Source organism: Clostridium sp. AWRP (assembly GCF_004006395.2).
Lineage (GTDB): Bacteria > Bacillota > Clostridia > Clostridiales > Clostridiaceae > Clostridium_B.
Window position 1 is genome coordinate 2,099,301 of record NZ_CP029758.2, and the last position, 13,468, is coordinate 2,112,768.

A 13,468-nucleotide genomic window follows, 5' to 3' on the forward strand; every position below is an offset into this window, starting at 1 on the left:
CAATAAGATAGGAGAATATAGTGTTTGAATAATTAAATAGACCAGGCGGAGGAAAACATATGAAGAAGAATTCATCACAAAAAGAATTTAAAAAATTAAAAAGTCAAATTAATCATATTGAAGAGATCGTATATTATTCAAAACCAGGGGCACTTATAGAACATGAAAGTTCCATAAGAAAAAAGCTTGTTAAACTTAAAGAGATGAAAAATGAAGGGTTAAAAGATTTTGAAGATGTATATGAAAGCTATGAAGAATTACTGGAAAATGTATCAAAGAGAATACTTGATAGTTACAATAAGAAGAACAATACACACTTTGATTTTTATGAAATTATAAAAGAAAGTTACAATGCTTTTTTAAATTCAGGCATAATGACAGTGCTTACTAAGAATCATATACCTAAATTAATTGCTGAAGAGTTTGAAAAAACATTTCCTGATAATCCTAAGGATGAATATATTGAGACTAGACATATGAAGAGAAAGTTCTATATTCATTTAGGGGATACGAATACAGGTAAAACTTATAATGCTGTAGAACGCCTCAAAACGGCGAAGAAAGGGATATATTTATCACCACTTAGAATTCTTGCTTTGGAGAATTTCGAAAAGTTAAATAAAGAAGGCATAATTTGTGATTTACTAACTGGTGAAGAAGAAGTATTAAAGATAGGTTCAACCCATACTTCCTGTACAATAGAAAAGCTTAATTTAAGGGAACACTATGATATAGCTGTCATTGATGAAATTCAAATGATTAGTGATAAACAAAGGGGAATGGCATGGAGCAGGGCCTTATTAGGGTTAAAATGTGATGAAATTCATATATGTGGAGCTCTTAGTGCTAAAGACATAATAGAAACAATTATAAATGATTGTGAAGATGAGTATGAGATAAAAGAATATAAAAGAAGTATTCCTTTAGAAGTTGAAAATAAGAAATTTAATTATGATGACATCAAGTAAGGCGACGCTGTTGTAGTTTTTTCTAAAAAAAGAGTACTTGAGATAGCACAGAAATATTCAAGTAAGGGCATTAAAGCCAGCATAATATATGGAGATTTGCCTCCAGAAGTTAGAAAAATGCAGTATGAGCAATTTACAAATAAGGAGACAAAAGTGTTAGTTACCACTGATGCAATAGGGATGGGAGTCAATTTGCCTATTAGAAGAATTATTTTTATAAATATAAAAAAGTTTGATGGCGAAGAAGTACGGGAACTTACATCACAGGAAGTAAAACAGGTAAGTGGACGTGCGGGACGAATAGGTATTTATGATTTAGGTTATGTAGCTAGTGCTGGAGATACTCAAGATTTTATTAAATCCAAATTAGAAGCTGAAGATGAAAAAATAAAAAGAGCAGTTATTGGTCCATCAGATGCAATATTAAAGATTAAAAGTTTACCTTTAAATGAAAAGTTGGCTTTGTGGGGGACTAGAGAAGAAAAATTATATTATTATACAAAGATGGACATCAGTGAATATATATTGATTTTAGATAAAATAAAAAAATATAAGCTAAAAGAAGAAGATCAGTGGGATTTATTGAAGGTTCCCTTTGATGTTTCAAGAGAAGATTTAATGAATGAGTTTTTGGAATACGTAGATGAATTATTTGTAAATAAACAAGATAGTTTATTTAAACCCCAATGTTTTGTTGGTAATTTGGATGATTTGGAAATATATTATCAAAAGATAAATATGTATTATTCATTTTCTAAAATATTTAATTTAGAATTTGACGTTGACTGGGTTTATAGTGAAAGAATAAAAGTAAGTGAGGAAATAAATGAAATATTAGTTAGAATATAAACTTTTGCTTAGTTGAGAATTGAGAGTGGAAAGTTGAGAGTTAATGTGGATTTTTTTCGTTACACTACAAAAAATCTTTGATTAATTTTGGTAACTTTTCGGGCTGTGAAACATTCTCAGTTAATATAAATTTAAAGATTTTTGCGATAGCTAAAAATCAACCTTCACTCTCAACTCTCAATTTTCAACTTTCAACTAAAAAAGTTTTATATGTGTGAAAGTTGAGTTATAATACAATTTTATTGTATTATGTGAGAAAAATATCTTTTAGGAATATATCCTTTTTTAATTCCTTCTGTTACAAGCAAGTAGGTGGCTGTAGTATCAAATCTGGCATCATGAAAATTTCCAGTACCGTTAAAGTATTTTTTACTTACAGCAGTTATGTATGGATCTTCTATATGAAGAAATCTTACAACCTCTTCAAGTCTTGGAGCCTTGCATTTATTATATCTGTTTTTAAGGTTACATATATTTTTATAGTAATTCATAGTGCAAAAGGTATGTTTGATATTTAAATTTTCATTGCAGTTTTTAAATTCGGAAGATAGAAATTTAATATCAAAGTTTACATTATGGCCTATTAGAATATCTGCATTTTGAAAGTCATTTAAAAATTCATCTAAACGATCTTTAAAGTTCATACCGCTGCTTAGCTTGTACAAGGTTTCCACGGAAAAACCGTGTACTTTTTCTGCACTAGGCTCTACATAATCCACAGCAAAGAAAATATTTTTACCTATGGTTTTGGTTGGCTTTGCACTGGTGTCAACAAGAATATAGCTTAGTTGACATATGCTTCCAGGCTTTAAGCCAGTTGTTTCTGTGTCAAAAAATATCATGTTCATTCAAAGACGTCCTCCTAAATTAAGCTATATCTATTATAACATTATAGGGGAGTTAGGTTTGCGCAATTAATAAAATTAATGGTAAAATTATTATAGGGCAAAAGAAGATAATACAATTGGAGGGGTACTATGAAAAAAAAGCACAATAGAAGAGTTTCCATTGCAATAAGAATATTGTTAATGTTAGTGGGAGCGTGTCTGGACGCAGTAGGATTAAAGTTTTTTTTGATACCAAATGATGTTATTGATGGGGGAATAAGTGGTATATCCATTATGGTAAGTCACTTTACATCAATACCACTTGGAGTATTTATATTATTATTTAATATTCCATTTATTATTATGGGATACAAAAATATTGGCAAGGATTTTACAATTGCTACATTTTTTTCAGTAATCTCACTTTCAGTTATGACAGCAGTGTTTAATCCCAAAGTAGGGGTAACAAATGACCCACTTCTTGCAGCTATATTTGGTGGCATAATACTTGGAATAGGTGTAGGACTTATGATAAGAAGTGGAGGTTCATCGGATGGAACGGAGATTGTAGCTATATTTTTAGATAAAAAAAGTGGATTTTCTGTTGGTGAAATAGTGATGTGTTTTAATGTATTCATACTTGGAAGTGCAGGTTTTGCATTTGGATGGGACAGGGCAATGTACTCATTAGTAGCTTATTTTATAGCATCTAAAGCTATAGATGTAACTTCTCAAGGAATTGACGAGTCAAGGTCAGTTATGATAATTTCAGACCAGCATGAAGAGATAACAGATAGGATTTTAAAAGAGTCAGGACGTGGAATAACTCTTATAAAAGGAGAAGGAGGCTATTCTAATCTTCCTACTAATGTAATTTTTGTAATAGTGTCACGACTTGAGATATCACGATTGAAGTCCGTAGTAAATGACATAGATAATGATGCTCTTATAGTAATGCAAAGTGTGGAGGTTTCAGGCAAGAATTTTCAAAAATAAATTTATGAATGTTAAAGGGATTGGTTAATACATTTGACCGATCCCTTTTTGTAATTAAAATTATTTTATACAATTTAGTGCTTGTGAAATATCAGAAATTAAATCTTCCTTGTCTTCAATGCCACAGCTTATACGGATTAATTCTGCTGGAACACCAGCCTCCTTTAATTGTTCGTCATTCATCTGACGATGTGTACTTGTTGCAGGATTTAGACAGCAGGTACGAGCATCTGCCACATGGGTCTCAATGGCTGCAAGCTTGAGATTTTTCATAAATATCCCTGCTGCTTCACGACCACCTTTTAAACCAAAGGAAACAACACCACAGGAACCATTTGGTAGATATTTTTTTGCAACTTCATAGTATTTATCACCTGGCAGGCCACAGTAGTTAACATAGGCAACCTTTGGGTGATTTTGAAGGAATTCTGCAACAGCTTGACCGTTTTCGCAATGACGCGGCACGCGAACGTGAAGGCTTTCTAGTCCTAGATTTAAGATGTATGCATTTTGTGGTGACTGAATAGAACCAAGGTCACGCATTAATTGGGAAGTACATTTAGTAATGAAAGCTCCTTCTTTGCCAAATTTTTTGGCATAGGTAATACCATGGTAACTATCATCTGGTGTGCAAAGCCCTGGAAATTTATCAGCATGAGCCATCCAATCAAAATTTCCAGAGTCTACAATAGCCCCACCTAAGGCAGCACCATGACCATCCATGTATTTTGTAGTGGAATGTGTAATAATGTCAGCACCCCATTCAAAAGGACGACAATTAATAGGTGTTGCAAAAGTATTATCTACAATAAGTGGGACACCATGTGAATGAGCAGCATTTGCAAATTTTTCGATGTCTAGTACGGTAAGAGCAGGATTGGCAATTGTTTCACCAAAAACTGCTTTTGTATTATGTTGAAAAGCAGTATTTAGTTCTTCTTCTGTACAATCAGGAGAGACAAATGTAGCAGTGATACCCATTTTGGCCATAGTTGTGGAAATCAGATTAAAGGTACCTCCATAGATGCTGGAAGAAGCAACAATATGGTCTCCGCAAGTACAAATGTTAAACAAAGCAAAGAAATTTGCAGCTTGACCTGAGGAAGTTAGTATTGCAGCAGTACCGCCTTCCATATCTGCAATTTTGGCAGCTACATGGTCATTTGTTGGATTTTGAAGTCTGCTATAAAAATAGCCAGTGGCTTCCAGGTCAAACAACTTTCCCATATCTTCACTGGTATCATATTTAAAAGTTGTACTTTGTATAATAGGAACCTGACGAGGTTCTCCGTTGCCTGGCCTGTAGCCTGCCTGTACACATTTTGTATTCATTCTATAATTAGTCATTTTATTACATCCTTTCTTGAAGATAATAATATAAATATTATAAATTTAATATTCTATCACTTCAAGTGAAAATTGGTATAAGAATTTTCGAAAGTAAGTATGGAATATCATATAATGGCAAATTTCATCACAATAAAAATTTTTAATAAGTCTAAAGTTTAGTATTTTGAAAACCTAAAGGGACTTAGATAAACTTGTACCTCAGACATATCTAAGCCCATAAGGTTTTCTAAAATGCCAAACCAAGACTTATTTAGAAAAGTTTTTAAATGTGATTTCAATTTTGTCATTATATTTCATGTGTAAGTTCAAATTTTAATTAGAATTACTATAGTCGGTATAAGTTAATGCTATTTGTACTCTGTATGGGTAGAAGGTTCATCTTTTCCATAAGGACTGTTTTTAATGGCTTTATTTTTTACATTTTTATCATAATTTTTAGATGTAGGAGATTGTGTATTACTGTGATTTTTACTAGAAGAATCTTTCTTACTCATAATATCACCTCCATCGTATAATAAGTTTGTGGTCAACTAAATGATTGTCATAAACTTGTTTATTTTTACATTTTAGTATAGATAAGAAAGTGTCTGTGCTATTTGTTATGAGATAACTTTGATCTTTTTGTATATTTTTTACCATTTGAATGAGAACCTATCTTTTTGCTGTGTTCAATACCTATTTCAGCTCCTTCTTCAGAGTACATTTTTCTCATTTCTGCATTAGACTTAGGCCTATCTTTCATTCTATTCTTATTGTTATCCATACAAGTTCCTCCTGTAAAATGATAATATTAAATATATAGAAAAAGGTTATTGCTTTTTTTATAGTATTTGACAAAGTTAAGTATTTTATTACTATCAAAATTTTAAATGTATATATTATTTACTCAAATTTTGCAGCGTAAGAACATTGCGAATCAATTTAGTTGAAAGTTGAGTTTATTTATCACTTTGTCTTCCATAAGGGCATATATATACACACATGCCGCAGACAGGTACTTGACCAGTATGTTCCATTTCATTAAAATAGCTGTCACACTTTTTTGCATCAAATCTTTTTTCACGATCTTCACCTTCTATATAATTTTTACCATAGAATGCTTTCTGCGGACATATTTTCACGCAGGCCATACATTCACCGCACTTTTGTTCTATTTCTTTACCTGTAGGGTTTAATGGTAAATCAGTTAATATACTTACCCATCTTACTCTCGGTCCATGTTTTGGAGTAATCAGTAAACAACTTTTACCTATCCATCCAAGTCCTGCTAGTCTTGCTGCAAGTTTATGTGAAAAGGCTGCATTTATATAATCACTATTTACTCTTTCTGCTGCAGATATAGGCAAAGCATTATAACCCTTTCTTATTATATAAGAACTTATTATAGAGGCTATATTATCTAACCTAGCATTTATAGTTTTATAACAATTTTCATATTCTAATTTTGCAATATCGTTGGAGTCATCATTTAAATGATCTACAATAGTAGATGGAAACACAATACCTAATGAAATAGCTCTTGGATAACCTTTTACAAGAGATCCCCCATATTTTACAAGTTCATTTTCATATTTACTTATATCTGCAACTCCATAATAATCTATCATAAAATTATTCAATATTTTTTGTATATTATATTCCAACATAAGTATGTCCCCCTTTATAATATGGTATTTTTAGCCTATTATTTATCTCTTAATAATATCATAATTTTTATGGTAGAATGTAAAATTCATAAAATTAAATTTATAAATGCAAAACTATTTTGCTAAATTATCAAAAAATATATGTATTTTTTAGAAAAGCGTGGTATAATATGAAGAAAAAATTATTAATTTAGGAGGTAATTGATGGATAATAAGGAAACAAATGAAAAAGTACATAAGGAATATGCTGCCCTTGAAACTGTACCACAGAGTGAAAGAACAATAAGTTTTTTGGACATGCTAACAACCTGGATTGGTGCCAATGCAAACAACGGAACCTGGTATGTTGGAGGAGTTGTAGCAGGGGCTACTTTTGGTGGAGCTGTGCTAGTAACTTTAGTTTCAAATCCAATTGCCTATATAATAATGGCTTTAATAGGATTTATAGGCTACAAAGTTGGAACATCTACTATGGCACTTACAAGACCATCTTTTGGTGTTAGAGGGAGTTTTCTACCATCTGTTCTTAACATAACTCAATTTATAGGATGGACGGCTGTAAATACTTTTATAGCTGCAATTTCTATAAGTTTTATACTAAAAGATATATTTGGGCTTCCTGCTTATGGTTCAAATGGAAGTGAAAAGACAATGCTTATAGGAATTGCTGTAATGAGCATACTTCATCTTATATCCATTGCTACAGGACATAAGTCTGTGAAAATGGTAGAAAAAATAGGAGTTATATTTATATTAATTTTAGGAGTATGGGAAACAGTAGTTGTTTTAAAACAGGTTCCTTTAAGCGAAATTATAGCTTGGAGACCTCCTTCTGGAAAAGTTATGGACATTGGTTCTGCTTTTGATGCTATGGCTGCTTTTAGTTTAGGATGGGTTCCTGCTATTGCAGATTTTACAAGATATAGTAAAAGTAAAAAAGCATCTACAGTAGCTCCTATAATTGGAGCAAATGTTGGGTTATTTTGGTTTGCTTTTGTAGGTATAATTGGAGCAATTGGTACAGCAGTTACAACAGGAGTATATGATCCTAACAATTCTGACCCAAGCACTATTGTAAGCAAGCTTGGACTTGGAGTTATAGCACTTTTAGTTATTATATTGACGAGTACTACAGCAAATGCAATAAATCTTATGGGAGCAGGAATTTCTGTTACAAATTTAAATAAAAAAATAAAATCACAAACAGCTCTTTTTGGAGTAACGATACTTGCAGCTCTGTTAACTATCGTTCCAATTTATGCTTCTAGCTTTTTAGATTCCTTTGAAATGTTTCTTGATTATATAGGCATGGTATTTGGACCTATTTTTGGAATTATGATAACAGATTACTATTTGGTTAGAAAAAAACAGTATGCTGCAGAACAATTTGATGATGAAAAAGGTAAGTATTGGTATAAATCTGGATTTAACATTGTTACCATTAGTGTATGGATAATTTCTGTCATTATATTTTTATTTATGAAGAATTTACCTATGTTTACCAAAACCATAGGAGCCATTTATCCTATAATTATAATTTCGGCAGTTTTGTATTTTATAAGTAGTAAAATATTTTTAAAGAACAAATAATATAGGAAGGAAGCGCAGCATGTTAATTAAAAATGTAAGACTTAGAAGTAAAGATGGAATATATGATATTTTAATTGAAGACGGAGTTATAAAGGAAATTTCTAAAAATATAGGAAAAGAAGACAAAAACATAATTGAGGGGAATGGAAATTTAGCACTTCCACCCTTTGTTGAACCTCATGTTCACCTTGATACTACTCTAACTGCAGGAGAGCCAAAATGGAATATAAGTGGAACTCTTTTTGAAGGAATAGAAACTTGGGCACTTAGAAAGAAAATGCTTACGGAAGAAGATGTCATAAAAAGGGCTACAACTGCACTTAAATGGCAGATAGCAAATGGAATACAGTATGTAAGAACTCATGTAGATGTTACAGATCCAGATCTTACAGCATTAAAAGCTTTAATTAAAGTGAGAGAAGCAATGAAAGAATTTGTAGATATACAGATAGTTGCTTTCCCACAGGAAGGAATAAATTCTTTTCCCTGCGGATTAAAACTTTTAGAAGAAGCATTAAATCTTGGTGCAGATGTAGTAGGGGCTATTCCACATTTTGAATTTACAAGAGAATATGGAGTGGATTCTGTAAAAAAAGCACTGGAGCTTGCAGTAAAGTATGATAAGCTGGTTGATGTCCACTGTGATGAAATTGATGATGAGCAGTCTAGATTTGTGGAAGTAGTTGCAGCAGAGGCATATAAGTACGGAATAGGAGAAAAGGTTACGGCAAGTCACACTACTGCTATGCATTCTTATAATAATGCATATGCCTATAAGCTCTTTAGACTTTTAAAAATGTCAAATATAAATTTCATATCTAATCCTATAGTAAATACACATCTTCAAGGAAGATTTGATACTTATCCTAAGAGAAGGGGGATTACAAGAGTTAAAGAGATGATAGATGCAGACATTAATGTATGTTTTGGACACGATGATATATGTGATCCATGGTATCCAATGGGAACAGGTAATATGCTTCAGGTACTTCAAATGGGTATACACGTATGTCAGCTCATGGGATATGATCAGATTGTAAATTCTATTGATCTCATAACGAAAAATAGTGCAAAGACAATGCACATTGAAGACGATTATGGAATAAAGAAAGGAAATACTGCTAATCTCATTATACTGAATGGAAAAGATGAATATGATGTTATAAGAAAACAATCAGAGGTACTGTATTCTATAAGAAAAGGTAAAATACTCTCAAAAACAGAACCTAAAAAGACAGATATTTATGTGGATGGAAAAGAGAGAATTACCTTTGACATAAATAAGTAGCGGACATTTTTAAGTTAAGAACTCAACATATTAAGTTAAAATTTTATATGGATTTTAAAAATGTGAAGGTGTTATTGATAAGAAAAAATTTCCTTAGTTACTTGATTTATTTAACGGATTGCTTGGATAGTATTTATGTTTTAGGTCATACTACATTATGTAACTTATATATTGAAAGGGGGATTTAATTGTGAATACACCAAAAATGGAAGTTAAATGCGGCGTTGACTGTTGTTATTATTGGAAAAATGACTGTTGTAATGCTAAATCTTTGGAAGTTAACCCAATGCAAGGTAAGGACCCCGATACTAGTGATGATACTTGTTGCACAACATTCAAGCCATCTAAGTGAGAATTTTAGAAATAACTCCGGTTTAGGTTTAAACCGGAGTTATTTCTTTAGAAGTTTACCTATTAATATGGAGAGATAAAGAATGCTGTAAAGTCAATTATATATAGGTATTTAGTTATCATAAATATAATATTATACAATTATACTTATGATAAATTATGTGATATTATGGAAACATATCAAATATTAATGTTTTATGTCACTTATGGTGGCAAGATAGGGGGAAAAAATGATTATTAGTGCAAGAAATCAAATAGCAGGCAAAATTGAATCTGTTAAGGAAGGTGCAGTAAATGCAATTGTTACTTTAAAAACAGATGGAGGTGTTGCTATTACTTCTACTATTTCAATGTCAGCTGTAAAAGATCTTGGATTTGTTCCAGGAAAAGAGGCAACTGCTGTAATTAAGGCTACAGAAGTAATGATTGGAATAGGAGATATGAAACTCAGTGCAAGAAATCAAATAGCAGGTAAAATTGAATCTGTTAAGGAAGGTGCAGTAAACGCAGTTGTTACTTTAAAGACTGATGACGGAAACACAATTACTTCTACCATTTCAATGGCTGCAGTAAAAGATCTTGGACTTGCACCTGGAGTCAAGGCAAAAGCTGTTATTAAAGCTACATCTGTTATGATGGCTGTGTAAATTATATCAATGAATTTTACTTAGTGGGAGTGTTACAGTAGGTAGCCATCAGATAAAATTTTTACAAGCTACATAAACAGAGTTCTTGAGAATTTCAGAGATACAGAATGTGTATTAGAAATTCTCAAGAACATTATATTTTAGAGTTCATGACATATCTTTATAAAATCTTTCATAGCACTTGTCAATAACTTATTCTTGTGATATACAATAGTTAGTTTTCTATTAAAATCCATATCTTTTACTTTCAGTTCTTTTAGAGCACCTGAGACAATATGATCTTTGATTAGCTGAAAAGGTAATACTGCAATTCCAATATTGTTTTTGGCTGCATTAATTAGGGCTGTGGTGCTTGTACTTTCCCAATAGGGCTTAAAAAATAATCCAATTTCATTCATCCTTAGTTCAAATAGATTCCTGACACCTGAGCCCTTTTCTCTTAATAGGAGTCGTTCGTTGACTATATCATATGCAGTTACTTCCTTTTTTGAAAATAGATGATGCTTAGGATGGGCAACTACCACAATGTGATCATTATAAAAAACTTCTTCTACAAAATCGGATTTACTTTTAATTTCTTCAATAAGGGCAAGATCTAGTTCATTTTTCCTAAGCATTTCTGTGAGAATAGAGGACTTGTTTACATTTACCATAATTTCTGAATTTGGATATAACTTATTAAACTTTTTAATATATTTATGTATTAAAACAACACCAGCTGTATAGTTGGCTCCTATTATAAGTTTTTTTTGAAGAGAATTTTGCCTAAGGTCATCGCCGGCTTCATCAAAAAGCTTGATAATATGCTTAGCATATTGATATAATTTTTCCCCAGATGAAGTAATATATAATTTACGAGATAAACGTTCAAAAAGAATAACTTCATAATAATTTTCAAGTTCTTTAATGGCTTGGCTTATGGAAGGTTGAGTCATAAACAATTTATTTGCAGCAGAAGTCATATTTCCTTCCTCACATACAGTTATAAATATTTTTAAATGGCGTATCGTCATACTAATTACTCCTATTTCACAAAAATTGTGTAAAGTTTTTTAGATTATTTCATGTAGACATTTGTATGGTAGTATTATTTTATATACTTATATTAACATAAAAATACAAAAACAGCATTTCTGATACTGGTGATGTATCAATAATAGGAAGAATATTAAAATATTGCGAAGCAATTTATTTAGTTGAAAATTGAGAGTGGAAAGTGGAGAGTTAATGTGGATTTTTTTCCGTTACACTACAAAAAATCTTTAATTAAATTTTGCTATAGCTAAAAATCAACCTTCACTCTCAATTCTCAATTTTTAACTCTCAACTCAAAAAGCTTTGCTTCGTAATTTTTTCAAACTGTGAAAGTCTAGTTATTAAGCGTATAAATTATAAACTATCCATATAGTGCAGTTGCTTTTCTATTGAAATTTTAGCTGGTTCTATTGGTACGCTATTTCTTATACTGTCCCCCATAGGGCATGTTTTTTCAACAAATTCAACAAGTTCTCTTACTTTATTTTCCTGGGAATCAGTTCTTATGTTAACGTTAAATCTTATATCCTGATATCCAGATCTTGAGGTAGAAGAATCTGGAGATGAAGTTGAATCAATCTCACCTTCAACTTCTATTGATAAGTATTTTATATTTACTCCATATTTATTCGCATAGGATGCTATAGACATTGCCTGACATCCTCCTAAAGTGCATAATAAAAGTTGGGCAGGGTTCATACCTTTATTGGTGCCACCTGATTGTTTAGTTTTATCCAACAATACTTTAAATCCACCAGAATGTGCTTCTACTGCTATTCCATCTTTTTTTTCAACTACAGCTTTTACAGTTGTAAGTGGCATTAAAATCACTCCTTTCAAATATAGTATTTCAAAATAAAATTTAATTATTATAATGATTATAATTTGAAGAAGTATTATACTAAAAAGTATAATTTACATATAGGAAGTGGTATATTTGAAAATTGTAATATTAGATGGATATGTACTAAACCCAGGTGACTTAAGCTGGTCATCTTTAGAGAAGCTTGGAGATTTAACGGTGTATGACAAAACTATATTTGATAATAGTAATGATGATCTTATAATTGATAGGATTAAGGATGCAGAAATAGTATTTACCAATAAAACCCCAATATCTGAAAATGTATTCAAAAATTGTCCTAAATTAAAATATCTTGGAGTACTTGCAACAGGGTATAACGTTGTAGATATAAAGGCTTCAAAAAAATTTGGTGTCGTAGTGACAAATATTCCAAGTTACAGCACGGATGCTGTAGCACAAATGGCAGTATCACTTTTACTTGAACTCACAAATCATGTATCAATTCACAATAAGGCTGTAAAGGAAGGACAGTGGAATAAAATTGGAGAATGGTGTTTCTGGAAAAAGCCACTTATGGAATTAGGCAGTAAAACTGCAGGTATAATAGGATATGGAAAGATAGGGCAAGCAACTAGTAAGATAGTTCAGGCTATGGGAATGAAAGTACTTGCATATAATAGACATAAAAATAAGGTACTGGAGAGTGAAAACGTAAAGTATGCAGAGTTAAATGATGTATTTGAAAAATCAGATGTAATTTTCCTCCACTGTCCATTAACTAAAGAAACTAAGGGTATAATTAATAGTAAATCTATAGAACGTATGAAAGATGGAGTGATAATAGTAAATAATGCTAGAGGTCCTTTAATTGTAGAAGAAGATTTAGCTCATGCATTAAATAATGGGAAAGTATATGGTGCTGCACTGGATGTAACTTCTAGGGAGCCTATAGAAAAAGAAAGTCCTCTTCTAAAAGCAGAGAATTGTATAATTACTCCACATATTTCCTGGGCAGCAAAGGAAACAAGAGAGAGACTTCTAAATATTGCTGTGGAAAACTTAAAAAAATTTTTAGAAGGAAATCCTATAAATGTAATCATACTTTAGGTGGATTGC

At 31.4% G+C, this 13,468-nt stretch carries 13 protein-coding genes and 1 pseudogene; 7 read left to right on the forward strand and 7 right to left on the reverse strand.

Annotation, left to right across the window (positions count from 1 at the left end; genetic code table 11):
* The first annotated feature begins 59 nt into the window (after positions 1-59).
* A pseudogene (locus DMR38_RS09775) lies at positions 60-1,817 on the forward strand (helicase-related protein).
* A 239-nt stretch (positions 1,818-2,056) separates the two neighbouring features.
* Here the strand turns inward: DMR38_RS09775 and DMR38_RS09780 are convergent.
* Positions 2,057-2,665: a 3'-5' exonuclease gene (locus DMR38_RS09780; protein ID WP_127721090.1), complete on the reverse strand. Its 609-nt coding sequence runs from the start codon at positions 2,663-2,665 to the stop codon at positions 2,057-2,059.
* A gap of 129 nt (positions 2,666-2,794) precedes the next feature.
* On the opposite strand from DMR38_RS09780, the gene DMR38_RS09785 reads away from it, so the two are divergent.
* Positions 2,795-3,640 (forward strand): YitT family protein, encoded by an 846-nt coding sequence (locus DMR38_RS09785; protein WP_127721092.1) that lies wholly within the window; start codon positions 2,795-2,797, stop codon positions 3,638-3,640.
* Positions 3,641-3,700: 60 nt separating this feature from the next.
* Here the strand turns inward: DMR38_RS09785 and DMR38_RS09790 are convergent, their stop codons facing one another.
* From DMR38_RS09790 to DMR38_RS09800, 4 genes are all read right to left on the reverse strand, one after another.
* Positions 3,701-4,987, reverse strand: coding sequence for an O-acetylhomoserine aminocarboxypropyltransferase/cysteine synthase family protein (locus tag DMR38_RS09790; protein WP_127721093.1), 1,287 nt, complete (start codon positions 4,985-4,987; stop codon positions 3,701-3,703).
* Between the two features lie 350 nt (positions 4,988-5,337).
* The gene (locus DMR38_RS21825; RefSeq protein ID WP_175412975.1) at positions 5,338-5,484 is read right to left on the reverse strand and encodes a hypothetical protein; all 147 of its coding nucleotides are present in this window, start codon (positions 5,482-5,484) and stop codon (positions 5,338-5,340) included.
* A gap of 98 nt (positions 5,485-5,582) precedes the next feature.
* Positions 5,583-5,753 carry a hypothetical protein gene (locus DMR38_RS09795; protein ID WP_127721095.1) on the reverse strand — a complete coding sequence of 57 codons (171 nt, stop codon included), beginning with the start codon at positions 5,751-5,753 and terminating at the stop codon, positions 5,583-5,585.
* A gap of 175 nt (positions 5,754-5,928) precedes the next feature.
* Complete coding sequence (locus tag DMR38_RS09800; protein ID WP_127721097.1) at positions 5,929-6,636, reverse strand: 4Fe-4S double cluster binding domain-containing protein; 708 nt, start codon at positions 6,634-6,636, stop codon at positions 5,929-5,931.
* 204 nt (positions 6,637-6,840) lie between these two features.
* Here DMR38_RS09800 and DMR38_RS09805 point away from each other — a divergent pair, with 204 nt between their 5' ends.
* The 4 genes from DMR38_RS09805 to DMR38_RS09820 all read left to right on the forward strand — a co-directional run bounded on the left by DMR38_RS09805 (position 6,841) and on the right by DMR38_RS09820 (position 10,512).
* On the forward strand, positions 6,841-8,226 hold the full coding sequence (locus tag DMR38_RS09805; RefSeq protein ID WP_127721099.1) for a cytosine permease: 1,386 nt from the start codon (positions 6,841-6,843) through the stop codon (positions 8,224-8,226).
* A gap of 19 nt (positions 8,227-8,245) precedes the next feature.
* Positions 8,246-9,514 carry a cytosine deaminase gene (gene codA / locus DMR38_RS09810; RefSeq protein WP_127721101.1) on the forward strand — a complete coding sequence of 423 codons (1,269 nt, stop codon included), beginning with the start codon at positions 8,246-8,248 and terminating at the stop codon, positions 9,512-9,514.
* 190 nt (positions 9,515-9,704) lie between these two features.
* Positions 9,705-9,866 carry a DUF1540 domain-containing protein gene (locus DMR38_RS09815; RefSeq protein WP_127721102.1) on the forward strand — a complete coding sequence of 54 codons (162 nt, stop codon included), beginning with the start codon at positions 9,705-9,707 and terminating at the stop codon, positions 9,864-9,866.
* A 229-nt stretch (positions 9,867-10,095) separates the two neighbouring features.
* The gene (locus tag DMR38_RS09820; protein WP_127721104.1) at positions 10,096-10,512 is read left to right on the forward strand and encodes a TOBE domain-containing protein; all 417 of its coding nucleotides are present in this window, start codon (positions 10,096-10,098) and stop codon (positions 10,510-10,512) included.
* A 140-nt stretch (positions 10,513-10,652) separates the two neighbouring features.
* On the opposite strand, the gene DMR38_RS09825 is transcribed toward DMR38_RS09820, so the two are convergent.
* Both DMR38_RS09825 and DMR38_RS09830 read right to left on the reverse strand, forming a co-directional pair.
* A complete protein-coding gene (locus DMR38_RS09825) occupies positions 10,653-11,525 on the reverse strand; it encodes a LysR family transcriptional regulator (RefSeq protein WP_127721106.1) in 873 nt (290 codons plus the stop codon).
* 376 nt (positions 11,526-11,901) lie between these two features.
* On the reverse strand, positions 11,902-12,369 hold the full coding sequence (locus DMR38_RS09830) for an OsmC family protein (RefSeq protein WP_127721107.1): 468 nt from the start codon (positions 12,367-12,369) through the stop codon (positions 11,902-11,904).
* A gap of 115 nt (positions 12,370-12,484) precedes the next feature.
* Between DMR38_RS09830 and DMR38_RS09835 the strand changes: the two genes are divergently transcribed.
* A complete protein-coding gene (locus DMR38_RS09835) occupies positions 12,485-13,459 on the forward strand; it encodes a D-2-hydroxyacid dehydrogenase (protein ID WP_127721109.1) in 975 nt (324 codons plus the stop codon).
* Positions 13,460-13,468: the final 9 nt, after the last annotated feature.

Bases quoted from the DNA above. Each gene is read 5' to 3' on its own strand.
- DMR38_RS09785 (WP_127721092.1), top strand. From the start codon at position 2,795: ATGAAAAAAAAGCACAATAGAAGAGTTTCCATTGCAATAAGAATATTG.
- DMR38_RS09820 (WP_127721104.1), top strand. From the start codon at position 10,096: ATGATTATTAGTGCAAGAAATCAAATAGCAGGCAAAATTGAATCTGTT.
- DMR38_RS09825 (WP_127721106.1), bottom strand. From the start codon at position 11,525: ATGACGATACGCCATTTAAAAATATTTATAACTGTATGTGAGGAAGGA.
- DMR38_RS09805 (WP_127721099.1), top strand. From the start codon at position 6,841: ATGGATAATAAGGAAACAAATGAAAAAGTACATAAGGAATATGCTGCC.
- DMR38_RS09830 (WP_127721107.1), bottom strand. From the start codon at position 12,369: ATGCCACTTACAACTGTAAAAGCTGTAGTTGAAAAAAAAGATGGAATA.
- DMR38_RS09800 (WP_127721097.1), bottom strand. From the start codon at position 6,636: ATGTTGGAATATAATATACAAAAAATATTGAATAATTTTATGATAGAT.
- DMR38_RS09790 (WP_127721093.1), bottom strand. From the start codon at position 4,987: ATGACTAATTATAGAATGAATACAAAATGTGTACAGGCAGGCTACAGG.
- DMR38_RS21825 (WP_175412975.1), bottom strand. From the start codon at position 5,484: ATGAGTAAGAAAGATTCTTCTAGTAAAAATCACAGTAATACACAATCT.
- DMR38_RS09795 (WP_127721095.1), bottom strand. From the start codon at position 5,753: ATGGATAACAATAAGAATAGAATGAAAGATAGGCCTAAGTCTAATGCA.
- codA (WP_127721101.1), top strand. From the start codon at position 8,246: ATGTTAATTAAAAATGTAAGACTTAGAAGTAAAGATGGAATATATGAT.
- DMR38_RS09780 (WP_127721090.1), bottom strand. From the start codon at position 2,665: ATGAACATGATATTTTTTGACACAGAAACAACTGGCTTAAAGCCTGGA.